General features: G+C 51.9%; 21 protein-coding genes and 1 tRNA gene. 7 read left to right on the top strand and 15 right to left on the bottom strand.

Translation table 11 applies throughout. The features are described 5' to 3' along the window. The 7 genes from FFI95_RS00705 to FFI95_RS00675 all read right to left on the bottom strand — a co-directional run bounded on the left by FFI95_RS00705 (position 1) and on the right by FFI95_RS00675 (position 10,288). Complete coding sequence (locus FFI95_RS00705; protein WP_144820432.1) at positions 1 to 720, bottom strand: M48 family metallopeptidase; 720 nt, start codon at positions 718 to 720, stop codon at positions 1 to 3. Continuing rightward, positions 717 to 3,845, bottom strand: coding sequence for a type I restriction endonuclease subunit R (locus tag FFI95_RS00700; RefSeq protein ID WP_144820431.1), 3,129 nt, complete (start codon positions 3,843 to 3,845; stop codon positions 717 to 719). The genes FFI95_RS00705 and FFI95_RS00700 overlap by 4 nt, the downstream gene beginning before the upstream one ends. 89 nt (positions 3,846 to 3,934) lie before the next feature. Next, positions 3,935 to 4,429, bottom strand: coding sequence for a PIN domain-containing protein (locus FFI95_RS00695; RefSeq protein WP_144820430.1), 495 nt, complete (start codon positions 4,427 to 4,429; stop codon positions 3,935 to 3,937). Continuing rightward, the gene (locus tag FFI95_RS00690) at positions 4,404 to 5,495 is read right to left on the bottom strand and encodes a helix-turn-helix domain-containing protein (RefSeq protein WP_144820429.1); all 1,092 of its coding nucleotides are present in this window, start codon (positions 5,493 to 5,495) and stop codon (positions 4,404 to 4,406) included. The genes FFI95_RS00695 and FFI95_RS00690 overlap by 26 nt, the downstream gene beginning before the upstream one ends. 202 nt (positions 5,496 to 5,697) lie before the next feature. After that, positions 5,698 to 7,170, bottom strand: a complete 1,473-nt coding sequence (locus FFI95_RS00685) for a DUF2971 domain-containing protein (protein WP_144820428.1) — start codon at positions 7,168 to 7,170, stop codon at positions 5,698 to 5,700. An 81-nt stretch (positions 7,171 to 7,251) separates the two neighbouring features. Next, positions 7,252 to 8,538 carry a restriction endonuclease subunit S gene (locus tag FFI95_RS00680; protein WP_144820427.1) on the bottom strand — a complete coding sequence of 429 codons (1,287 nt, stop codon included), beginning with the start codon at positions 8,536 to 8,538 and terminating at the stop codon, positions 7,252 to 7,254. Beyond that, positions 8,531 to 10,288 carry a type I restriction-modification system subunit M gene (locus tag FFI95_RS00675; RefSeq protein ID WP_144820426.1) on the bottom strand — a complete coding sequence of 586 codons (1,758 nt, stop codon included), beginning with the start codon at positions 10,286 to 10,288 and terminating at the stop codon, positions 8,531 to 8,533. Before FFI95_RS00675 ends, FFI95_RS00680 begins: the two co-directional genes overlap by 8 nt. Before the next feature lie 349 nt (positions 10,289 to 10,637). Between FFI95_RS00675 and FFI95_RS00670 the strand changes: the two genes are divergently transcribed. Then, positions 10,638 to 12,389, top strand: a complete 1,752-nt coding sequence (locus tag FFI95_RS00670) for a hypothetical protein (protein WP_144820425.1) — start codon at positions 10,638 to 10,640, stop codon at positions 12,387 to 12,389. Beyond that, complete coding sequence (locus FFI95_RS00665; protein WP_144820424.1) at positions 12,386 to 14,137, top strand: hypothetical protein; 1,752 nt, start codon at positions 12,386 to 12,388, stop codon at positions 14,135 to 14,137. The genes FFI95_RS00670 and FFI95_RS00665 overlap by 4 nt, the downstream gene beginning before the upstream one ends. 6 nt (positions 14,138 to 14,143) lie before the next feature. Here FFI95_RS00665 and FFI95_RS00660 read toward each other — a convergent pair whose 3' ends face one another. Next, positions 14,144 to 14,386, bottom strand: coding sequence for an AbrB/MazE/SpoVT family DNA-binding domain-containing protein (locus FFI95_RS00660; protein ID WP_144820423.1), 243 nt, complete (start codon positions 14,384 to 14,386; stop codon positions 14,144 to 14,146). 854 nt (positions 14,387 to 15,240) lie between these two features. Here FFI95_RS00660 and FFI95_RS00655 point away from each other — a divergent pair. Then, the gene (locus FFI95_RS00655) at positions 15,241 to 16,269 is read left to right on the top strand and encodes a site-specific integrase (RefSeq protein ID WP_144820422.1); all 1,029 of its coding nucleotides are present in this window, start codon (positions 15,241 to 15,243) and stop codon (positions 16,267 to 16,269) included. A 16-nt stretch (positions 16,270 to 16,285) separates the two neighbouring features. On the opposite strand, the gene FFI95_RS15515 is transcribed toward FFI95_RS00655, so the two are convergent. From FFI95_RS15515 to FFI95_RS00625, 7 genes are all read right to left on the bottom strand, one after another. Then, a complete protein-coding gene (locus FFI95_RS15515; protein ID WP_281288509.1) occupies positions 16,286 to 16,411 on the bottom strand; it encodes a hypothetical protein in 126 nt (41 codons plus the stop codon). Positions 16,412 to 16,696: 285 nt separating this feature from the next. Beyond that, positions 16,697 to 16,912 (bottom strand): hypothetical protein, encoded by a 216-nt coding sequence (locus FFI95_RS00650; protein WP_144820421.1) that lies wholly within the window; start codon positions 16,910 to 16,912, stop codon positions 16,697 to 16,699. Positions 16,913 to 16,922: 10 nt separating this feature from the next. Beyond that, complete coding sequence (locus tag FFI95_RS15405; RefSeq protein WP_144820420.1) at positions 16,923 to 17,183, bottom strand: hypothetical protein; 261 nt, start codon at positions 17,181 to 17,183, stop codon at positions 16,923 to 16,925. A 289-nt stretch (positions 17,184 to 17,472) separates the two neighbouring features. Beyond that, positions 17,473 to 17,548: transfer RNA gene (locus FFI95_RS00640), tRNA-Phe, on the bottom strand. 116 nt (positions 17,549 to 17,664) lie between these two features. Further along, entirely contained in the window at positions 17,665 to 17,937 is a 273-nt protein-coding gene (locus FFI95_RS00635; protein WP_144820419.1) for an oxidative damage protection protein, read from the bottom strand. An 82-nt stretch (positions 17,938 to 18,019) separates the two neighbouring features. Beyond that, positions 18,020 to 19,087, bottom strand: a complete 1,068-nt coding sequence (gene mutY, locus FFI95_RS00630; protein WP_144820418.1) for an A/G-specific adenine glycosylase — start codon at positions 19,085 to 19,087, stop codon at positions 18,020 to 18,022. Then, complete coding sequence (locus FFI95_RS00625) at positions 19,084 to 21,276, bottom strand: AsmA family protein (RefSeq protein WP_144820417.1); 2,193 nt, start codon at positions 21,274 to 21,276, stop codon at positions 19,084 to 19,086. Before FFI95_RS00625 ends, mutY begins: the two co-directional genes overlap by 4 nt. A gap of 192 nt (positions 21,277 to 21,468) precedes the next feature. Here FFI95_RS00625 and FFI95_RS00620 point away from each other — a divergent pair, with 192 nt between their 5' ends. The 4 genes from FFI95_RS00620 to hisA all read left to right on the top strand — a co-directional run bounded on the left by FFI95_RS00620 (position 21,469) and on the right by hisA (position 24,048). Next, positions 21,469 to 21,930 carry an SRPBCC family protein gene (locus FFI95_RS00620; protein WP_144820416.1) on the top strand — a complete coding sequence of 154 codons (462 nt, stop codon included), beginning with the start codon at positions 21,469 to 21,471 and terminating at the stop codon, positions 21,928 to 21,930. 123 nt (positions 21,931 to 22,053) lie between these two features. Next, positions 22,054 to 22,647 carry an imidazoleglycerol-phosphate dehydratase HisB gene (gene hisB, locus FFI95_RS00615; protein WP_144820415.1) on the top strand — a complete coding sequence of 198 codons (594 nt, stop codon included), beginning with the start codon at positions 22,054 to 22,056 and terminating at the stop codon, positions 22,645 to 22,647. 28 nt (positions 22,648 to 22,675) lie between these two features. Continuing rightward, positions 22,676 to 23,317 (top strand): imidazole glycerol phosphate synthase subunit HisH, encoded by a 642-nt coding sequence (gene hisH, locus FFI95_RS00610; protein WP_144820414.1) that lies wholly within the window; start codon positions 22,676 to 22,678, stop codon positions 23,315 to 23,317. After that, a complete protein-coding gene (hisA, locus tag FFI95_RS00605) occupies positions 23,311 to 24,048 on the top strand; it encodes a 1-(5-phosphoribosyl)-5-[(5-phosphoribosylamino)methylideneamino]imidazole-4-carboxamide isomerase (RefSeq protein ID WP_144820413.1) in 738 nt (245 codons plus the stop codon). Before hisH ends, hisA begins: the two co-directional genes overlap by 7 nt.

The raw sequence follows: 24,048 nt of genomic DNA, 5'->3' as shown, positions 1-24,048 counted from the left end.
TCAGAAGACAAACCGGGCTGCATTCTCCCGTAACCACTCCCGACACCGCGGATACTCCGGCAGCACCCGCGCCATTTCCCGCCAGAACTCCGGTGAATGGTCATGGCGTATCAGATGACAAAGCTCATGAATAACCACGTAATCAACCATCCGGTTGGGTGCCATCATGATCTGCCAGTTGAATTCCAGCTTGCCCTTGGCGGTGCAGCTTCCCCAACGGGATTTGAAGGTGCGGATGCCAACCCCGGCAGGTTCCACCCCAACCATCGGTGCGAAGCGTTCAACTTTCTCGGTTAGCTTCTGTTCAGCCTGTCGTTTGTACCAACGCACAAGGGCGTTGCGGATCATGTGTGGTTGTTCGCTGCCGTTGGGTACGGTGACCACCAAACGCCCATTCAACAGCTTTACAGGGGCGAAATTGCCCATTTCTACCTTCAGCCGGTAGTTACGCCCCAGATAGCTGAAGGCTTCGCCAGACACATAGCGTTTGCTGCTGGCGGGTGTCATTTCCCGGTGCAGGGTGATCTTTTCTTTGATCCAGCGGCGTTTGGCTGCCAGTAGCTGGTCAATCTTTTCAGCAGGGGTGTTCACGGGCACCACCACAGACACGGCACCGTCTTCCACCCGAATATCCGCAGACTTGCGGCGGTTGGTGCGGATGACTTCGGCAATGAAGCCGTGGGCATCCCGGTATTCTGGTTTATGTGCAGCTGCCATCATTTGAACTTGTTCTTAGCCAGTTCCATGAATCGGTCCTGAACCACGTTAACCAGGGCTTTCTCACCGAACGAACAATCCAGAACCGCCCGTTTGATTTCTTTCTTCATCCGCTTCACTTCGTCCGGCTTGCTGAAGAAGTCCACAATCTGGGTGGCTTCATCAAACATGCCAACAAGGTCCTGGCTGGTTCCCTTGATCTCGTCGTGTACGGCTTCGCTGATGGCATCTTCACCGGCATGGCTGGTCACTTCTGCCATCAGGATGTTGTAGAAGGCGAATTCCGTTTCACTCAACCCCAGATCATCCGCCGCTTGTTCCCGGTTGGTTTCGATGTTGTTTCGAAATTCCAGCAATAGTTGCGCCTGTTCTTCCCACTTCCCGGCAGTCTTTTCGATAATGTCCCGCAGGCGAAGGCTCAGAGATTTGTAGTATTCCGGGTCTTCATCCAGGTTCACGGTGATGTGGTGCTTGATGGCGCTTTCGATTTCGGACGCGCGGGATTCGGGGGATTTTATCTGCTCCACCGTCTCCTTGAAGTTCGCCGCCATCAGGTCCACGGGCGGAATCTTCGGGTCTACCCCGGTGCTGATGATGTGTTCGTCCACCAGCTGGCGGACCTTCGCCCCTGCATCGCTGATGTTCAGTCCGGGGTCCCGGTAGCGGTTGCGGGCGGCATTCTGCACCTTGCCCCACAGCTTCAGGTCCGGAATGAACGGCTTGGCAGCGGTATCCGGCAGAATCACCTCCATCTGCTTGGCGAACTTCCTGAACGCCAGTTCGAACTGCTGGCGGGTGTCTTCGTCCTTCAGGTGCAGAACGTAATCATCTACGTCTGTGCCCTTAACCCCGGCAAAAATCGAAGCCACACGGGTGTGAGCCGCCTTCAGGCGCGGTATCTCGTCTTTCAGGGTGTGATAGGTGCCTTCCACGTCTTCACTGCTGAACTGGTTCAGGGCGTCGGTCAGGTAATCCGACAGCCCATAGTAATCCACCACGTAACCGCAGGCTTTACCTTTATAGGTTCGATTCACCCTTGCGATTGCCTGCATCAAGGTATGATCCTTCAGGCTCCGGTCGATATACATCACCTGTGCAATGGGCGCATCAAAGCCCGTCAGCAGCATATCCTTCACAATCAGGAAACTGGTGGGGTCTTCCTTTTCTTTATCCGTACCCAGTGGCTTGGTAAAGTTCTTGATCACCTGCTTCTGGTGCGCACTGTCTGTATATTGGCTCAGGTATGCCGGGTCGTTGTGGGTGCCGGAAATGATTACTTCCGAAGGGGGCGCTTCCAGGTCGTCCAGGATCTTCTTGAATACCGTGGCAGCATGGCGGCTACCCACCACAATCATGGCTTTGAAGCCGTTGGGCTGAATCTTTTCCCGGTAATGCTTCAGCAGGTCGATACACACCCAGCGAATGCGGGCAGGGGCTTCCCGTACTGCCCGTTCCACACCGTATTTCTTCTTGATTTCCCGCTTTTCGTCGTCGCTTTTGTCTTTGAAATATTCTTCAAACAGCGCGTCCAGCGAATCACCCACCACATCGCTCTGAACCTGGCGACCTTCGTAGATGATGCGCACGGTGGCACCGTCTTCCACTGCTTCGTTGATCTTGTACTTGTCGATGTAGCCGCCGAAGGCTTTGTCCATCTTCTGGGACTTCAGCAGGGGCGTGCCGGTAAAACCGATCTTCGGGGCGTTGGGCAGGGCGGCATTGATGGTCATTGCCAGCCCGCCAAACTGGGTGCGGTGAGCTTCGTCCGCCAGCACGATGATCTTGTCGCTGGGGTTCAGATCGGTGAAGTCGCCTTCCTGTTCTGCTTCCTGAAACTTCTGCACCATGGCGGTCACAATGTCGGAAGAGTCTTTGGACAGCAGTTCCTTCAGTTCCGCCACGGACCCCGCGTTATAGATGGTTTCGTTCTGGGCATCCCGGAAGGTTTTCGATAGTTGCCCATCCAACTGGGTGCGGTCAGTCACGAACACCAGTTTGTACTGCTTCAGCTCCGGATCACGGCGCATCTTCACCGCCAGCATGACCATGGTCAGGGACTTTCCGGACCCTTGGGTATGCCAGACTACCCCGGACTTCTCCTTGCGCGTTGTCCCGTTCTTGAGGCGTTCTATGACCTTGTTCACTGCCCGGTATTGCTGATACCGCGCCACCTTCTTGATCAGGCGACCATCCACCGGTTCAAACAGGGTGAAGTTCTGCATCAGGTCCAGGAAACTGGCGGGGTTGAACATGCCAGCAAGCAACCGCTGTTGCGGGGTGACTTCGCCTGAACTGGTTCCCGCACCTGAAGCGACCTGTTTAGCGGCAACCAGATACTCGGGTGAGGGCACGTCACCGGTCTTGTGGCTGGATACTGTCGAGCCGGTGGAGATAAAGGCAGGCTGTTGCACCATCGCCTGAATATCCGCATCCGTGAATGGGTATGCGTCCTTCCAGTCCCCGTAATGCTGGGCACTGGAACTGATGGTGCCCACCTTTGCCTGATCCCGACAGGTAGACACCATCAGCTGGTTGTACCAGAACAGTTTCTGGGCACCTTCATCGTCTTCCGGGGTGCGCAGGTTGGCGTAACGGCGCAACTGGTTGATGCCTTCGGCTACCGCGTCGGCAATATACGGCGATTTACACTCAATCACCGCCAGCGGCAAGCCGTTCACGAAGCAGACAATATCCGGGATGATGTTTTGATTGAGGCCTTCAACCTTGAATTGGTTAGTGCACAGGAATTCGTTGTTTTCAGGGTTGTCGAAATCGATGACCTTGACGGTCTGCCCCTTGCGACCGGCACCCAGGTCCTGTTCAACGGACAGGTAGTTCACCAGCAGGTCGTAAATGGACTGGTTGTATTCCATCAGACCCGCGTGATTCGGGTGGGTGAACTCCCGGACCACTTTGCGCAGGTTTTCGTCGCTGATCCATGGATTCAGCCTGACAATGGCAGCTTTCAGGCGTTTGGACAGCACCACATCCCGGTAGTAGCCCCGTTCGCCTGACTCTGAACCTGCGGCTGTCGGCACCAGCGCCGATCCCGGTAAATAATTCCAGCCAAGGCGTGTTAGTTGTTCAATGGCGGGCAGTTCAGCCTTTTCGACTTCATCCTGAAACAAGGAAAGCTCCCTGGTAAGAGTGTGCCTGCGGCGAGAGGCAACTAATTGGTATTAACCTAGGTTAGCAGTTTGAAGGGAGAAATTGGATGTCAGCCGGCGCGCCATCGGGCCAGGCGCTTATCACATTCGTCCTCAGGCAAGCGGGCCCCGGCCTTGAGCATTGCCGTTAATGCGGTGAACAGCTCTGCGGGTGATAGAACCTGGTGGTGTTCCAGTTCATCTAATATCCACAGCACACCGCGAACGTCCAGCCAGGCGCGTCGGCCAGATTTCCGAAGGGCCCCATCATTAGTCAGCAAAGTCCAGCCCCGTTCCCGGGCGACGAAGTAACAGGAAACATCTGCCAGAGAGGAGTTGTTTAGCGTCTGCTTTAAGCCAAACAATTCGAGGGTCTCATCACCGCTGATTGCTTCAATGGTGAGCCCCAGATCCTCCAGTTGCGCCCCGGGCGGTTTCCGAAGTTCCCGCCACACAAAATCCGTGGTGACAAACTGGTGTGGCAACTGAAAGACTTTTTCCAGCAGGTTACTGTGGTGCAGGTCGATCCAGATGTTGGTGTCAGAAACTAGAATCTTCGTGGGCATTGGTGCCGTCACCTGCTTGTCCGTTAGCCATGACATCCTCGATCTCTCCAAGACCGACACCCAATAATTCTGCTGCTCTGGACGGAGTTACAAGCCCCTCAGCCAGTGCCCTGTAAACGAGTTGGCGCAGACGATAGGAATTTTCCGAATCCAGAGATTCCGGCTCGTTCTTTCGATAACCACGGGACGACCAGAAGCGGAAAGTGCTCTGATAGAACCCCTGTTGGACGATATCCAGATCATAGAGGCGCCGTAGCAAAGCCTGAATGGAAATGCCCCATTCTTCTTTCGCCAGCAGGAACTCCTTGAGCAGTACCCGGCTCCGGTGGTTACCAAAAGTAGCCCGGACCTGGCTTGCAGGAAACAGAAACGCACCGGCAAAACGGTGGCACCAGTTTTCTTCATCCCGAGTGCCATGAATGTCATCGGGAATGTTCATAACCAGATGACCGAGCTCGTGGGCCAGATTGAACCGTTGCCGTTCTCCCGGGCGAGAAATATTGCTGACGATCACAGCATCAGCGCCGTCATTGACTACGGCACACAAACCATCGAACTTTTCATGGGCCTCAAGACCGACAACCTTGATGCCATTTTCTTCCAGAGTCTCGGTGAGGTTGGCAATCGGATTGGTGCCCAGATGCCAGGTTTTCCGCAGGTTTTCCGCAGCCTTTTCGATCTCATCGGTATTCGACACCCGAAAATGTTCCCGCCACTGGGCGAAGCCATTGTCGTCATTCTCGTTGTCAAACAGGCGTTCAGCAGCCAAGTAACGTTCCAGATGCTCACGAACCTGTTCTTTTACTGCTTCCTGCTGTTTCTTGCCGAACGCCGAGTGCTTTCGAAAATCCACTTCGCCTAGCTCTACGGAATCGGAACGGAAAAAGTACTCCGGATTCACTGCCAGTACATCCGCAAGCTGAATCAAACGAGTTGAATTGGGCGCATCCTTACCCTGCTCATACTTCGACAGAGCCTGTTTGGTGATGTCTCCCAACTGGTCGGCAACCTGCTGCAGGGACATATTTTTCAGGACTCGTGCACGACGCAACCGATCATGCAACATGGCAATCTTCCTTAACGTTGACAACTATTGGTTGACGATATTAGCTTTGATTCTTTATATGTCAACTCAATGGGTGAGCTGCGTCAATGGATGCACAATATGTGGTGTTTTTGCGGGAGCGCAAAAATCGGATAGCTATTTGGAATGCTTAAAGAGTAGTGGGTCAAGGGAGGGGGCAAATCAATGGCCGACTTTGGGCGGTTCATTTCCCAAAATCAAATTTGAGTAATCCCAGTTCGGCAATGTCCATCTCGCCTTTTGATGGCGAATAGTAGGCCTGAAAAAAACGGAAGTCGGTACGCCCTGTAGCTCGACATTTTTTCTCCACAATACTCGCAATTCTCAGCTTGTCCTCACTACTCATTCGCATACCAAACACGATTCCCTCCAGTTGGGAAAAATCGTAGGTCAGCGCTTCTGGTGCCGGATCATCGGCCAGAACGGAAGAAGCAATTAAACGCCGTTCCTCCTCGTGCTCCCAATCAAAATGTTTCCATGAGACACGCTTAAACGCATGATTCCAGTACCGTGTTCGCCACGCGTCAAGATCGTCCGTCATCTCGCTCAATCGGGTACTGGCACGTCCATCCTCGGTGACCATCCAGGTGGTTTTCAGCTTGTGAAGCGGGAGCCTGCCGATCACATTGAAGCTATCAAGTGGCGGGGGACGTTTGCCGTACTCAACGTTATGAACTTTCAGGTCAGCTCCTGAATCCGCTGTTCCCGCCATTCCCTTGATCCGGAAATAGTGTTCGCCTTCCCTTTGCTCCGTGCGAAATATTAGCGCAGCGCCACGATGTTCGCTCCCATAAGTGCCCCACATTGAGGCGTTCTTGCATCGGCGACTAAAACAGGCAACACGCCAGGGGTTAAAGTGGAGGTCTCTCGAAAATGCGTCAACGTACATTTCGGGGAATCTGGACATCAGCGCGAGCAATTTATACCCCTCGTCAATATTTCCAATCCGAGTGAGCACGCCTAGATCCAGTTGATGACTCACCCTGTTGGTGATGCTGGATAGAAGCTCAAGTTGTTCATCTACCGGCATGCCGATCTTGGAGGGGGCTGATGCGATTTCCTCCCAGCACTCTAACGTTGTTTTTACTGGTTTTGTATCCGAAGCTTCGGGTGGCAGTTCAAAGTCTACGAGACGGTGTTTTTTCAAGATTCGAAATAAACGGGGTACTGTAGCTTGATGAACCAAGAAGAGCAGGTTTATCAGTCGTTCTCGCCGTAGAGGTAGGGTTCTACGGCCCAGTATTTGGGAGAGCTCGCGAGCTTCGATGGCAGAGCTCAAGTCTGAACAGAACTCTCGATAGAGGTTTCGGAACATGTCGGTCGGAAGGTCTTCTTCCGTCAGCCATGCATCCACTTTCGCTCTCTGAATTTCATCGGGCTCGTGAAGCAGCCATTTGAGTGCATACGAAATCAATGCCAGGGCATAGTGTTTGAAAAAGTTTTCCCAAAGCACGTCGTCCCCATCCCAGAACGCGTCGCTGAGGCCTTCCATAGGGTCATTTAGTTGCTCCGGTTTGGCGAAGTAGATCGCCTGTTTCTCAAGCTCCTGGAAACCCCCATTATCATTGTCATCATCCAGAAGCGCTTTTGCGCTTCTAAATCGAAATAGAAAGTTTCCATTATCCAGACTGGGTTTGGCTTGTTCTCTGTCCATCATCTAAATATCGTCAGGCATGTGCACTCGTTGCCAGCGACTGTTCGGATTCGCGCTGAAACGAGGAAAGATGCGTGCCGGTCATCAGGCAACAGCTGACTCCTTTTGACTGACTCTTACCTTGCCGGTTAGAAGGTCTTGCATGAGGGCTTTTTTTAACGACTCGTGGGCCATTAGCTTATTTCTAACCCGGTCAATCCTGTTCTGAAAAGTGTCTAAGATACTTGCAATCACTTGCTGTTCCGGGATATCCGGGATCGCAAGCTTTATTCGACCCAATGACTCGCCGCTTATTCCAGCACGAGTAGTGAATTTACTGTTGTCCATCATCTGTTTGCGGACAACATTGCCCTGAAAGACATACTTGAGAAAGTCTGGATCGAATATATTGCTTTTCTGGCGGCCACGAATGACGAATCCATTGAATACGACGTTGTTCCGGCTGCCCAAATAAACGTTCGTAAATCCGATTTCGTCCGGCGTTTCTGATGTCCTTGTGAAGAACACGTCCCCGTAATTCACGCGGAACCTTTCTAATTCTTGATCGTTCATCTCGACAAGAGCATTGATGTTTGAGTCCACTATCCCGCCACCGACATAAACATTCTTGTAGCTGATAATTGGCACGCCGTGCCCAAAAGCGGTCTTGTCTTTATTGACTCCATTTTTGAAATCGAAAACCTCACCCATAGCTTTGGTCTGCCATGAGACTGGAATCTTCCCCACCGGCGAATCCTTAAACTCCGTATGCGGAATGCCGCCCAATCCAATCCCTTTGGTCAACAACTCCTGCATCATGCCGGTTTTCAGGTCTTTCAGCTTGTCGATCTGGGCGCGTGTTTTTTCGATCACGTCATCGACGGATGACAGGATGGCTGCGATTTTTTGTTGTTCGGGGAGTGGGGGTATCGGGTAAGCCGTTGTTTTAATATCTTGAACGTTGAGGCTGGCTTGATTTATTGCCTGTTTGGCTTTTTTGCGCATGTCCTCACGAACTACTTCCCATGACAGCAAGTTTTGAAGATAAGTTGGTGAGAATTTTGACCGATCGATCTTGAACCTTAATAAGTTCATGCCATGGTACAAGAGCCTGTCATCGTCCTTAATGGCAGTCTTCCCGATGTGTTTTAAACTGTTGATATGGCTGAATAGGATGTCACCTTTGTCGATTCTGAACCTTTCTATATCTTGCGTAGTGTAGAGCCATCCTGTTTTGGAGTAGTCTATTTTCCCATTGGATATTGTTTCGATTCTAGTCACAGGCAAGCCATTACCACTACCGTTTTGATCGAGGCTGCAACCATTCTTTATTTCTGTAAAGACTACTTCGAACGGAATAACTTTCCATCCTTCAGGAACGGTATTACTCATACCCAAGCTCCTTCAAATACCCCTTCATCACGCTCTCAGCTTCAGCCACCTGTGAATCCAGTCCGTTCAATGAAACCCGGTACTTGTCCCACCAACGTTCCAGCTGGTTGATCACCTTGGCATCCACATCACCCACGGCTTCCCGAATGGATTCTTTGGTGTCGATTTCCGGCTTGAAGTCGTAGTACTCTCCATTGGCTGAAGGCTCTCCATCCCGCTTTACGAACACTGTGGACACGTCGAAGTCTTCCAGAATTTCTTCCCGGATGTATTCGCTTTCCACTTCACGTACCGGAATGCCTCCGTGCAGGATGGCGCGCACGTCGAAGATTTCCGGGGGCGGGCTGGTGTCGGCATAGCGTCGGATGTTCAGGTTGTAATCGTTTTCGGCGATTTCAGCGAGGGTGACGACTTTTGAATAGCGTTTGATTTCGGCCGATCCATCTTCAAAAGAGCTGTCGAAGGTCTGGACGATCTTTTCGATGTCCTGCTGGCGGAGTTTGTTCTGGTTCTTGCCTTCTTCGTATTCCAGTTCGCTGTTGATGAACAGCACCTTGCCTTTGCGTTCTGCCGGTTTGTTTTTGTTGATGATCAACAGGCAGGCGGGAATGCCGGTGCCGTAGAACAGGGCAGCCGGTAAGCCAACTACGGCTTCCAGCAGATCATCGTTCAGAATGCCCTGGCGAATGGCTTTTTCACTGGAACCCCGGAACAGAACACCGTGGGGCATGACCACGCCCATCATGCCTTCAGAGTTAAGACTGGCGATCATGTGCTGGACGAATGCCAGATCACCGGCATCCTTGGGCGGTGTGCCGTAGGGGAAGCGCCCGTAGGAATCGCTGTCCGCTTCTTCCTTGCCCCACTTCTTCAGGCTGAAGGGCGGGTTGGCAATCACCCGGTCAAAGGTCATCAGTTCGCCGCCTTGGGTATGCTGGGGCTCGCGCAGAGTGTCACCCTTGCGAATGTCCGCGCTGTAGACCCCATGCAGGAACATGTTCATCTTGCAGATTGCCCAGGTATTCAGGTTCATCTCCTGACCAAACAGGGACAGGTTGGACGGGTTTTCACCATGGGCTCCCAGATAGTTCCGGGTCTGTACCAACATACCGCCAGAACCAGCGGTAGGGTCGTATATACGCATTCCGGCATGAGGCTTCAGCAAAGCAACCAGCAGCTGCACCACTTCGGACGGGGTGTAGAACTCACCGCCTTTCTTACCGGCGCTGTCGGCGAACATCTTGATCAGGTATTCGTAAGCAGTGCCCAGCAGGTCCGGGCGCTCGAAGTCTTCGTTGCGCAGACGGTAGCGGCTGAAGTGGCTGAGCAGGTCGCGCAGCTTTTTGTCAGACAGCTTGTTCTTGATGTTGAAGTCGATGGAAACCAGCACCCCTTCCAGAACGGGGTTGTATTCTTCTATGGCTTCGGTGGCGGTGTTCAGTTCAGAACCAATGTCATGCTTCAGGTCTTTGATGGCATTCCAGCGGGCAACGGGCGGTATATAGAAGGTCTTGTCGTATTCGTCTTCATCGTCCGCCAGCTCGCGGGCCTGGTCTTCAGGCTTGCCCTTGTCCACATAATACTGAACGACCGCTTCCTGAGCTTCCTCGAAGGCGTCCGACAGGCGCTTCAGAAACATCATCCCGAAGATGTAGTCCTTGTATTCCGATGCGTCCATGTTGCCGCGAAGGATGTCGGCGGCTTCCCATAGGAAATCTTCAAGCTGCTTGAGGGTGATGTTATGGCTCATTCAATGGGTTCCGTCTACTGCAATGAGCATGGGGCAGGGGATGTCGAGAATCGACGCGCAACGTAATGTCCGCCCCATGCGGTTGGAAATTGGGATGAGTGTATCGGCGTAGGCTTGTACCGGCAACGTGTCGGAGTGGGTTAGGGGGTAGAGTGCCTGGTATCGATACTGCGGTGATGACCTTGAAAAAATGGCGAGTTCCCAAAAAGGTGCTCAAGGACGTTTTTGCAGTACCTGGGCAATGAAGCCGATCTTTTGATAGGGTCACTTAAAGCGAGTTACAGGAAAGATAGAAAGTGGGCATTGCAGCCCTTGCCATCTGGTGAACGACGACGGAAGGACGCACCCATTGAACAACGTTAATGAAGGCTTGTCAGATAACTCCTTTATTCGAGGAAAGCTACTTTCAGCCCATCGTTCTGGCACGACTTTGCAATGCATTGAGGAATTTTGTCGAGATGTCGAAGTTCCAGAAGATGATTTGGGGCGTGAGTTGGCGTTATTACATAATACGTCGGCTTTCGACGTCGTGGAGCTGTTTTCAAATATAAAGAAGAGTGAGAGTAGCTTTACGATCTTCAGCATGCTGACTGTTTTCGAGCACATGCTTCCCGTAATTGAGAATGATGTCACGTCTACGTTATGGTGTATTCGACATTTAGCTCAAGAAACCGGGAGCTGCACAACCAATCCTTTCGTATCTTTTCTGGTACAAGCTCCGAACAGGCCCGCAGAGGCTCTGGGTATCATCAAGAAGACCCCAGAGTTGCATGATCTCCTTCCAGCAACACTCATTGCAGGCTTTAGGGTTAGTGCTCCAGAGTACTTGGAAGAGGCGATCCAGCTCACTAAGGCCGACCACCCGAATGTTCGAAAACAAGCGGTTGATGCTATCGGTCGGTTTGAATGGGCGGTGGAAAATCAACCAATGGAGCCTGTCTATGTAGCTCTTGAAAATATGCTGGGCTCTGAAGATGAGGATGAGATACTTGCAGCGATAGCAGAAACCGGGGTGAATCTCATGAAACAAGATCTACCCGAGACAGAGTCCGAGCGAGTTATGGATATTGTTAATGCTGCTATCGGTAAGGGCGAAGACCAATCGTTACATACAGCGGCTTCGCTGCTTGCTTTTGGTGGCGCCAAAATACCAGAAGCTTTGACTGATAAGCTTCTGAATCACTTAAGTCGCGTCAAACCTGACAATAATGCCTTAGTTAGTAAAATCGATCACGCCATGCATCGATTGATTGGCGCAGGGATAATCGATAGTACAATTCGTCTTCTTGAATATCTAATAAAAGAGCGTGAATTGAAGCCTGAGGCACTTAATTCTACATTTCGAGATATTCGGGGTAACGCTACATTGCTGAACAAGGTCTCTACTAAATGGCTTTTAGGTGGTGACGATTCCCTTTGTCAAGCAGCTAGATTCCTTGTAGGAATTGGCCGCGGTGCAAATATACCGGTGGATATTGATCCCACGGAATTAGATGTAACGAACTCAGGGCAGATGGTTTTTTTGGCCAGAAAGGCCTGCGGCTATTTCTTTATGAATCCCGTGAGTGCCGTAAGTATGTTGCTTGCTGGTTTGCACCTGGCCCAAACTAGTGAAGTACGCCGGAAAATAGGACAGCTGATTCTGAACCCTCTTCTAATCAACTACCCTGGTAAACCTAGGAAATATCTCAAGGATAGAATGGAATCGTGCTCTAACGAGGTTCAGGAAATTCTTAGGGAAGTGGAAGAGGCGCTTGATGAGTACTTCGATACTTTGAACGGAATTGACGAAATTCCTGAGCTTCATCCATCTCAATCAGAACGGGAAGCTTATCACCGATTCAACAGCCGTGAAATGGAAGCTTCCTTTAAGGAAGCAGAAAAAAGATCCATATTTTCAGCCCTGGCTACCAAGCAGGTTCTGTTATATGGAAAAACGTTAATCAGCTATTTCCAAGATGGTCAGGGCAGCGAGCATCGCCAAGAGATACCTTTGAGCGGACATTCGATAGAAGTTGAGTATCCTAGAATGGCGCATTTAGATCCAGTTGGTCTTGAGTACCAGCTTGCCATGCTTCGAGTGGAAAGGAGGAACGAATGAAGCTGATAATCAAAGAGTATCTAGCTTCCCTCCGTGAACGTGAAGAGCTAGACGCAGTGCTGCCTGATCTTCTCAGCCAGATGGGAATGACCGTTTTTTCCCGGCCTGGAAGGGGGACGAGGCAAGACGGTGTTGATGTGGCTGCCTTTGGGGCAATTGATGGTGAAGAAGATGCCGTTTATCTGTTCTCTGTCAAGCCGCATGATCTGAAGCGCAGTGACTGGGATACCTCTTCGCCTCAGTCGCTGAGACCTTCTTTAGTCGAGATTCAAGAAACCTACATTCGTAATCGCCTTCCCCGAGAATATCGGGAGAAAAAGATCAAAATTTGTATCTGCGTCGGCGGTGATATTCGTGAAGACATCCGTCCGAATATCGAGGCATACAAAGACCGGTCTAGTACTGATCAAATTTCTTTCGAAGAGTGGAATGGTGACAGGATGGCTTCCTTGATCGAGTCCCACTTTTTGAAAGAAGAATTGCTTCCTGACATGGCTAGGTCGAATCTAAGAAAGGCACTAGCCCTTATCGATGAGCCGAACGTCTCTTATAAACATTTCGCAATTCTGGTTGAGTCATTTTTGTCCAGTAGTATCGAAAAACCAGAGCAAAAAAAACGAGTGATGAGGCAGCTAAGTATATGCCTTTGGATATTATTTGCGTGGGCTCGTGAACAGAACAACTTGGAGTCTACCTACCTTGCCGCGGAGCTACTGCTGCTTCGTCTTTGGGAGTTGGTCCGAGAATATTTGGAAGAAGACACCAAAATGTCGGCGTCTATACAGTCTGTATATTTCTCAGTATTTCAAACTTTTCTAAATGTCGGGAATGAGCTGCTTTCGAAAACTGCTGTTAAAAATGCATCAAAACAACATGCGCTTTCCCAATCGGTTCGAGGATCGACACCATTAGAGATTAATCTTCGCCTCTTTGATCTGGCTGGTAGGGTTTCCCTATTTGGGCTTTGGCTTCGTTGGTATTCATTTCAGTTTCCGCAAGGTTCTGATGAACAAAATGATCTGTTAGGAACTTCCAGTGCCTATTCAGATGCACTGAAGGGGATTATTAACAATAACCCGATACTTCTTTTGCCTATTAAAGATGATCAATGTATTGATGTTGCGTTGACAGTTTTACTGTTAATGATGGAAGGAGACCAGAAAAGCATACTTGGGTGGCTCGAACAAATGGTAGGGCGAGCAAAATTTGCATATCGGTTTCATAAACTCTATCCGTGCAATATTTCGACTTACCACGAACTGTTAGAACATCCAAGAAGGGACGGGGATTATCGTCAGAATGTTACTGCAGGGAGTATACTTTATCCATTTATCTCGATCATTGCAGCGATGCTCGAAGATCAGCCACTCTATGGAGCTGTAAAGGAATTTAAAAATAATGATCTTGGGCATTGTAATTTCCAATACTGGTATCCGGATGACGATACCGAAAGTCATTTATACAGCAACAAGAAGATGCACGGCGCAAATTTATCTGGGATCGATGTGGAGAGGGATCCGGAGAGTCTTCTTAACCAGGTATTCAGCGAGTGTGAAAATATGGCCCAGTTCAACGATCTTTCTGCAATCAAATTTGGTTTCTGGCCACTAATGACGACGGCTTGCCGTCACCACCGCCTTCCCGTGCCTCTTCACCTTTTCCGGCAGTTCTCGGGAAAAAATGAAAGGGATGAGGGCGAGTCTAAGTCATGCAGCGATCGTGAGGCTACTTCCGGTCAAGAAAGCTAAATGTAGTTAACTGGGGTCTTTCGGGTGCGGACCTCGGTCAGCCATGAAGTCATCACCGGCTCTTTCGTTTGAATCGAACCACTCATCCCACATAGGGGCTGTGGGTCGTTCAAAATGCTTAACTGTTCCTTTTAGCTTCTCTAGCGGTGAGAGCTCTTGCGGAAGCGGAGTGGCCAGCTCGTCAGAATGAGCCTTGTGTGCATCAAGACCATCCAGCAGGTCTCTCTCGGTTAAATGCTTGTTGGGCATGATTGCTGCTCCAGAGAATGTCACTTTGTTTATTCGTAATAGGGCAGTGCAAGTCAGTGATGATCTGATTGCGTACTCGGCTCCTCGGTCTAATTGGAGAAAATTCGTGTTTTCCCGTGTGGAGCCTGTTGGCGCATTTCAGTTACAGTTAAAGCTAAATCCCTCGTTCAATCAATGTTGAGCAGGGTATTGCTAGCTGGGCAATTGAAACAAACAGCAACTCCTCCCGGCCTAGCCGGCTTCAAAAATGATCTTCGTGATCTCTCCACCCAATGGATCTCCATGGTCCAACCCGAAACTGGTGGCCATGCCACCAATCCTTCTGTGTGCGTTTTGTACCTAGCGCCTACCTCAAACCCATCCGCGGTCCACTCAGCAGTGCTGCTGTTTACATAGTGAGATGGATAGAAGGAAAAGAACTGTAAAATTATTGATATCAGTAGCTTGCAGTTCTAACCAATGACCGAACAATGCGGAGAATGTCTACGTTAACTCCGCATTTGAGCAACAGGGACCGTTACCAGTGCATCATCATTGGCTGCTCACCCTACCGGTCATCCCACCGCCGTATGGCACCCCCGCCATTGTGATGTCTCGCTGATTACGAGACGCCGCTCCCCGTACGCGCTGTCGATTATCGACACGTGTCCACGGCTCGCAATGGTGAAGAAATAGTGCTGATACAGCACGATGGATGCTCCCACCGTCAAGGCTTCATGCCTTGGCACAGTCACACTTAATGCGGACTACGGGGCGGAGCATCAGCGCGGGGACCGGCTCTGAGCCCCAGATTCCGCATGGTTGGCCGCGCACCCCCACTGTATTTCTATAATTTGAACAACGAGGAGACTGGCATGAGCAACAAATCGGTTGCTAAAGGTCGGCGCTCAGCCAAGCGGAAGAGGCCGGAACAGTGCAAAAACTACGGAAAGGGAGAGAGGCTTCTTGAGGCAGCGCATTGTGCGGTGGACCAGTTCTATGGTCGAGACAGTCATTACAACACCCGGGCTACCCATAAGAAACGGGTGCCGGTGTTCGTCAATTTTTGTCGGCGTCACGGAATCAATGATGCCCGGAAAATTAATCGGGAGTTTGTGCTGCAATTTGGAGCCTACATTAAGGCTCGGTTGGATGGCGATTTCGAGTGGCCAGATGGCACGTTGGATCAACGAATCAGCGTCGCCTATGCACACCACATCATGAGTACCGTTAACATCCTGATGAAGGCGTTTAGGGGAGACAATGCGCTGCAGGTTTCTGCTAGAGACGTTCTCGGCGTTTGTCGTCAATCGGTTCGTGTCAAGCCAATTGAGGCGGATGTGGTGGATACCCTGTATGCAGCTGACCATGCAGTCGCGAATGGATTTGAGCGTGGTGCCGCTGTTATGCGTCTGGCGCGTGCATGGGGTATGCGAGTCAGAGAGTGCATTCTCCAGGATCTCGATCGGATGAAACGAGAAATTGAGGCTACGGGGGAGGCAGCAATCCTGGAGGGTTGTAAAGGAGGGCGAAAATCAAAGGATCGCACCATTAAGGCTACCGAATTCCGCATGGAGGCGCTGAATTATGCCATCGAGGTTCGGCCCAAGGGATCGCGAAACCTGTTGTCTGAAACAGACACGGTGAAATCCTTTTTGCTGAGAGTGGTGAATCCCTGCAGAAAGTTTTTGAAAAGGGCTGGTGTTCCAACGTTCCGGGAGCTTAGAGCCGGTTTCGCCCAGGATATTTATGAAGAGGTGATGGCTGGTCCGTCCCCATTGAAAGAAGCAATTCGCGACAAGATTATGGATCGCGTTGCCAGGGCTGAGGTTGCCAGGCAGTTGGGACATAGCCGGGTGTCGGTAGCAAGTGCCTACGTGGGAGGATTGCGGAATGCCGCTTGATCACATCCTGAAAAGGCTAGATTTTAAAGCTCTGAGCGAAACCGAGCAGCGAAGGTACGTCAATCGTATCTATCGCATCGTCGGGGTTATCGAAAAACGGTTTCCGCACGTTACGCAGCCAGAGCAGATCAAGCTTAAACATGTTCAATACTATCGAAACGTTTGGCTGCCAGAGCACTCTCCATCTTCTAGGACAAGGTCTGAGTACATGCGAGCGCTGGGGTTGCTGGTGAAAGCCCTGCGGCGTCCTGATAGCTGGCTGGGGGCTTTGGGGCTTAGGCCTAACTGCAGGGGAGGGCGGCCCTCTGAAGTGGGGGTGCGCAAATCGAAAAAGTTCTGAATATTGATGACGTTCCGGCGCCAACTGCGGAGTAATGTCCATTCCCGACAGAAGAGTTCATCGAGAATGGACATCAGTGCTTCTGTTCTAGTGAATGGTTTGTGGCGTCTGCAGTAGGATGTTGCAGCCGGTATCAAAATCGAGAACCGCATGAATTCTGTGCGGGGCCTCGCTATTCCGATAAAGCTCCAGCGTTATCCAATCATCACCGCGGCGCACCTGGGCGCTGAAGATGATTTCGTCGCCGCCGAATTCCTGGGTGAGCTCTGCGGCCAGTTGTTGTGCCTGTTTCATAAACTCCATAGCCATTACCTCAGAACCATTCGTTTTTCGTGATTGAGCCCAGGTCGTCCGCAATGGACTGAGCGCAAGGCGGTGGTGTTTGGACGATTTTGGAGCTGAACCTTGGAGTGTCAGGGCGAGGCTCTTCAAGCGATTCCGTGATGATGGTTTTTTTGCCATCGCGGCATTTCACGGTACATGTGATCTCGGCCTGCTCGAAATCATCGAGAATCCAAGCGATCACAAGAGCATCTTGGAGAATATTGCTGATATGGCTGCAATGGCTGTTCATGGCAGTCTTCCTCTGAAATTAGTGGTTTAGTGTTCGACCGGTCTAGTTTCAGACTACAGGAAGTCGCTCTTTCAGCAAGCGATTGGCTGAGCAGAAGGTTTTGTGCTTAAATAAAGTGTGAAAACAGGCGGTTACGGAAGATTTGGTAATGCTGAAGATGGAAACGCCAAAAATAATTAAAATTACAGTTTTGTAATTAATGGGCGTTTATCAAGCATTTAGGGGATGTTGGTACGGATGATGGGACAACTCTAAATCTCTTTCTAAGTTATTGATTTGAAAGAAAGAGTGGTGCCCGGAGGCGGAATCGAACCACCGACACGAGGATTTTCAATCCTCTGCTCTACCGACTGAGCTATCCGGGCTTGTTGCTTTACTGCTGTGCAACGGGGCGCTATTAAACCGGTTTCAGCGTGATGAGTCAAGGCCAGCCTGCAAAAAATCTTAATCTTTTCAGGATTGATCAGGCCTTGACCAGTTTTTACTGCTCCGGTGGAACGTAGCCTTCCGCTTTATCAAAGGGTTCATTGTTAAAAAAGTGTTCCATTTGCGCCTGCAGGTATTTGCGGGTGTTGGGGTCCATCAGGCTGAGGTGTCTTTCGTTGATCAGCATGGTTTGCTGATTTTGCCATTCTTCCCAGGCGTCTTTGGAAATATTTTCGTAGATGTCCTGGCCTTTGGCGCCGGGCATGGGCGGGAAGTCCAGGCCTGGGAGTTCTTTCTGGTATTTGCGGCAGAAAACGGTGCGGCTCATGATCGCTCCTGTCTGATGTGTGCGTCTGTTTCTGAGCAGATGATAACAGATCATGCCATTTAAGCATTTGAGCGCTCAGGTATTACAGCAAGTTTGCCTGCTCCGGGGAGGCCAGCAGCGTCCGGATAGGTGCTGGCAGGCCCAGAGCGAGGGCTTCGTGCCTGTGCAGCCACTGTTGTTGCCCGTCGTCTTGCAGGGTGTGTTGTCCGGTCACGCTCAGGCGAGCAGGCTGTATGTGCAGATGGTAGTGGGAGAACGTATGCCGGAAGCCGCGTATCAGTTCGGGCTCTGTGCAATCGACCCCCAGGTTTTGTTCGCACGCCTCCTGTAACTCTTCAGCGCCATAGGCCGGATCAATTTCCGGCAGACTCCAGAGGCCGCCCCAGATACCACTGGGCGGGCGGCGTTCAAGCAGGACGCGGCCTTCCTGATCTTCAAGAATGAGCATCCAGGTGGTTTTTTCCAGCTTTGCTTTTTTGGGCCTGGAGCCGGGGTAGAGGTGAGTCTCTTCCCTGGCGTATGCCTTGCAGCCCGTCTGGAGAGGGCAGTCAGTGCAGGCCGGCCGGCTGCGGGTGCATACCATAGCCCCCAGGTCCATAATGCCCTGAGTGTAGTCCCGCACACGGGTATCGGGTGTGTGTGCTTCTGCATGCTTCCAGAGCTGGTTCAGCACCCGGGTCTGCCCTGGCCAGCCAGGTACGGCGTGGTAGCGGGCCAGAACCCGTTTAACATTGCCATCAAGAATAGCTGCGCGTTTGCCGAATGCCTGGGCAATAATCGCGGCGGCGGTGGAGCGGCCTATGCCTTTCAGGCTTTCCAGCTCCTCCTGAGTCTCAGGAAATGCGCCACCAAACTCTTCGACCACAGATTGCGCTGCTTTTTGCAGGTTCCGTGCCCGGGCGTAATAGCCAAGGCCTGACCAGTAGCTGAGCACGTCGTCTACGGGCGCTTGTGCCAGGGCCTCGACGTCCGGAAAGCGTTCCATAAACGCCTGGTAGTAGGGGATAACCGTAGCTACCTGGGTTTGCTGAAGCATGATTTCCGACACCCATACACGGTAGGCCGTGCGGTTATGGTGCCACGGCAGGTCGTGCCTGCCGTGCTGGTCGTACCATGCCAGAAGCTGTTCCGCAAAGCTGTCTGTGGTCACTGGAACAAGCCTTTGAGGGCATCTTTTGCTTTTTTGCCCACATCTTCGCCAAGTTTTTCTTCCAGCTTCTTGCGAACTTTCTCTTCCGCTTTGCCTTTGGCTCTGTCTACCTCTTCTTCCGCTTTTTTGCGGGCAGCGTTGGCGGCAATGGTTTTCAGGGTATCGCGGAAGCGCGAGCCATCGAACGAGCACAGGTCTGCTGCTCCGGCCGAGAAGTCACCGCGACACTCTACCGGTATAACAACGTCTTCCACGTATTCGGTCACGCGGCAGGCATTGTCTCTGTGGATTTCGCCTACAATTCTCAGGCCCAGCTCGTAATCCACCAGGGTCTGCTTCATATCAACACTGCCGTTGCCTTCCAGCTTCATGCCCGCCAGAGAAGCAACGAGGTCTGTGTTGTTGAAGGTGTTGCCGTTGATTTCCAGAACGCCGTGCAGGTCGTTGAACGGTGTTGTGTCACCCCAGTCGTCGGTTGTCAGCTGGTCCTGATTGGCCAGTGCGATACCCTGACAAGCCATGCGGGTCAGGTTCATGTTCCGGAACTCACCTTCGGCAAGGTTGAAGCTGATCTTGCCATCTGCATTCTCCCGCAAAGCCGAGATGCGGTTGCCGGCAGTGGTCGCATTTACTTTGAGGTTGGCACCGCCCGAAAGCATGGTGATCTCGGCCACATCCGCCAGTAGCGGAAGGCTCTGAACGTTGCTTACGTCGGCATTGATTGCCCATTTCGGGTTATCGCTCGCGGCATTGATGGTGGCGTTCGCATTAAAACTGCCTTCGTAAAGTTTGCCGCTGAATTCGTCCACTTTCAGCCGCCCGTTGTCGGCCGTGGTGCTGGCTTTGATATCGTTGATGGTCAGATTGCTTACAACCAGCTCGCCCAGGCCGAAATCTATGTCCAGGAGCAGGCTGCGCAGGGTCTCAAGCGGCAGAAGCTCGCCTTCAGGCGCGTCGCTGCTGGCTGTCTTGGTCGAAGTTTCGCCTTGGGCCTCTGCCTCTTCAGCTTTGGGTGGCAGGTAGCGGTCTACGTTCAGTGTGTCACCCTGAAGGTTGAACACCACACCCCCCGTGCTCAGGTTATAGCTGCCAGAGCCTTCGAATGTAGTGTCATCCAGCTTGATCATCAGATCAGAAAGAGCCGGCTCGCCTGCCGCACCGCCAATGTCGGTTGAGAAGGCAAGGGCCTTGAGCACTTCTTCGTCTGTCGTTTCTATTGCAGGTTGTCCCAGAGCTTTCAGGAGCTCTTTCAGAGAAAACTCTTCGATGGCTACCTTGCCATCCAGGGTTGGCTTGTCGCCAAAGCCTTTCACGTCAAGGCTGGTGTTCAGGGTCAGGTTGGCGAGGCTGGCGGTGAAGTCGCTCAGGGTAGCGGTTTCATTTTCCAGGTTGGCTTTGGCCGATCCGGTCAGGGTCGCAGTGACTGAATTACCGCCAAAAGGCTCGCCATCCATGTTGAACTCGGCGTTCAGGCCTGAAACCGCAAAGTCATTCAGGGCTTCATTGGCTGCCAGGCGTGCCTCTACACTGCCGTCTACAGTGAACTGCGGCTGTGCTGTTTCCACGCGAAAGCCGACTTCCAGAGGAAACTCGGAACCCAGGGTAATGTCGCTGGCGGTAACCGTGAAGTCTTCCAGGGTCACGGTCTGGCCGCTGCGCTCGTCTCGATAATGCACCTGGGCATTGCTGATTTCTACATGTTCGACATTGAAATTCAGAGGCTCACCCTCGGTGTCTGCCGCGGGTGCCTGTTCAGCCTCGCTGGCAACCTGCGGTTCGTCCTGTGCCTCGTCGTCGGCCGGCTCCGGCATAATCCGGGTCCAGTTGCCTGTCCCCTGTTTATCAATGTTCAAGTGGGCGTCGAGGCCGTCGAGTACAAACGTGTTTACTTGTGGCGACATGGTAATCAGGGACCAGAAGTCCACCTGCGCCACCATTTGCTTCAGGGCGATCAGGCGTTCGCCGTCCAGAGTTGCTTCCACATCGTTAAGTTCCAGGCCGAGAGGAATGAACGACCAGCCAATATCTCCGTCCAGACTGAGGTTCAGACTGGTTTTTTTCTCAACCACTTTTTCAATTTGCGGTTTATAGTCGTTCGGGTTGATAACAACCATGGCAATCGCAATCGCAGCAATGGCGAGAACAATGAGTGCGACGATGGCAATCAGCACATAACGTATGGCTTTCATGGGTCGGGCTTCCTTTCTCTTTTGCGGGAGCTTTTGGAGATTCGTAATGAATCCGGGCGCTAACAGGATAAAGGATAACGCAGGGTTAACAAATTTACAGTTCAGGAGTATGACAATGCCGTAGTGTTAGGCCAGAATGCACCCGTTGTTTTTGGCTAAACTGGTACCTATAAGCATAAAAAGGAGTTCGCTGTGGCTATTACTGTTTCGATCGAGCTGAACCGGGAGCTTGAAGTTCCGGCAGGTTATGATGAGGTTTTTGAGCTTCTGGCAGATGTGCCGCGCTCTGCAAGCCATTTCCCGAAGCTGGAAAAACTGACAGACCTGGGAGATAACACCTACCGTTGGGAAATGGAAAAGGTGGGGGTTGATAAACACGCCATCCAGACTGTGTATGCCAGCCAGTACTTTGCTGATAAAGATGCCGGAAAAATCACCTGGGAACCGGTAAAAGGTGAGGGCAATGGTGTGGTGCGCGGGTCCTGGGTGCTGACCCAAAAAAGCAAACAGGTAACGGCGCTGAAGTTTCATACCCGTGCCGAACTGACCCTGCCATTACCGGGCATGCTGAAGCTGGCAATCAGCCCTGTCATCAAGCATGAATTTAACAGCCTTGTTGATACCTACATGAATAATCTGAAAAAAGCGTTCTGAGCACACTGGCTGGCAGCTATCACTGCGATTAACCGGATTATGAGACTCAGGAAAGTATAAAAGGTATAATCCCGGGAAAGAATTCTCCGGCGTTGTGCCGCTTAATTTTACTACGGAGTCTCCATGGCCGAACGTAAGGCTCGGGTAGAACGAAATACCCTTGAAACCCAGATTACTGTTGAAATTGACCTTGATGGCAACGGCAAATCGAGTTTTGATACCGGTGTGCCGTTTCTGGAACACATGGTGGAGCAGATTGCCCGCCATGGAATGATGGACCTGGATATTGTTTCCAGGGGCGACCTGCACATTGACGACCACCACACGGTAGAAGATATCGGGATTACGCTGGGCCAGGCGTTCAAACAGGCCGTAGGCGATAAAAAAGGTATCTGCCGCTATGGTCATGCTTATGTGCCTATGGATGAGGCGCTCTCGCGTGTAGCGATTGATCTGTCCGGTCGCCCGGGTCTGATTATGAACGTACCTTTCACCCGCGCTGTTGTGGGCGGCTTCGATGTGGATCTGTTTGAAGAGTTTTTCCGCGGTTTCATCAACCATGCCATGGTAACTGTGCATATTGATAACCTCCGTGGCAAGAACACCCACCATCAGATTGAAACTGTGTTCAAGGCTTTTGGCCGTGCGTTGCGCATGGCCGTTGAAACCGATGAGCGGATGGCGGGTGTGACCCCGTCGACCAAAGGCTCTTTGTAATTCGCAGGCCAGGGACACCGCAGAAACCATGAAAACCGTCGCGATTATCGACTACGGTATGGGTAACCTCCACTCTGCCCGCAAAGCAGTTGAGCATGTAGCGCCGGATACCAGGGTTCTGGTAACCGGCAATGCGGAGCAGATTCGGGAAGCCGACCGGGTTATCCTGCCTGGTGTCGGTGCTATACGTGACTGCATGGCAGAAATGCGCCGCCTTGGCGTCGATACGCTGGTGCGGGAAGTTTCCCGGGATCGCCCATTCCTCGGAATCTGTGTGGGTATGCAGGCACTGATGTCCCGTAGCGAAGAAAACGGTGGAGTAGACTGTATAAACCTGCTCCCCTCAGAAGTGCGCTTTTTCGGTGACACGCTAACCGAGAATGGTACGCGCCTGAAAGTGCCCCATATGGGCTGGAACCAGGTTTATCAGGCGGTTGAGCACCCGCTGTGGCAGGGCATTCCCGATGGTGATCGCTTCTACTTTGTGCACAGCTATTACGCCGAGGCAAAGGGTAACCCGGATATTGCCGGGCGCAGTCATTACGGCGTTGATCTTGCGGCTGCGGTGGCCAGGGACAATATTTTTGCCGTGCAGTTTCACCCGGAGAAGAGCGCCGGGGCGGGACTGCAATTACTCAAGAACTTTACTGACTGGAATGGAACATGTTGATTATTCCTGCCATTGATCTGAAAGATGGAAGATGCGTGCGGTTGCGTCAGGGGCGCATGGAGGACTCCACTGTTTTTGGTGGTGATCCGGTTGATATGGCCACCCGCTGGGTGGATGCCGGCGCTCGTCGCCTGCACCTGGTGGATTTAAACGGTGCCTTTGCAGGCGAGCCGGTTAACGGCGAGATTGTTAAAGCCATTGCCCGCAAATACCCGGACCTGCCCATACAGATTGGTGGCGGTATTCGTTCAGCGGAAACCATTGAGGCCTATCTCAAAGCCGGTGTGCAGTGGGTGATTATCGGAACCAAAGCGGTGAAAGAGCCTGAGTTTGTCACCGAGATGTGCAAGCGTTTTCCGGGGCACATTATTGTGGGCCTGGACGCCAAAGATGGCCGGGTGGCTACGGATGGCTGGGCGGAAGTTTCGGAAGTCATGGCCACTGATCTGGCAAAGCGCTTTGCCAGTGATGGGGTAGAGGCAATTGTATACACGGACATCAACCGCGATGGCATGATGCAGGGCGTCAATGTAGAAGCCACGGCAGCCCTGGCGGAAGAGGGTGGTCTTCCGGTGATTGCATCCGGTGGTGTTACCAATATGGACGACCTGAAGCGGCTGGCCCCTGTAGCCAGTAAAGGGGTCATCGGCGCAATTACCGGCCGGGCGATTTATGAAGGCACGCTGGACGTTGCGGAAGCCCAGGCTTTCTGCGACACACTGAACGGCTGA

Origin of the sequence: Marinobacter piscis (assembly GCF_007671655.1) — a bacterium.
In the GTDB taxonomy this organism is placed as follows: domain Bacteria; phylum Pseudomonadota; class Gammaproteobacteria; order Pseudomonadales; family Oleiphilaceae; genus Marinobacter; species Marinobacter piscensis.
Note: the sequence above shows the minus strand (reverse complement) of the source record. Positions and strands in the feature narration are given on the sequence as shown.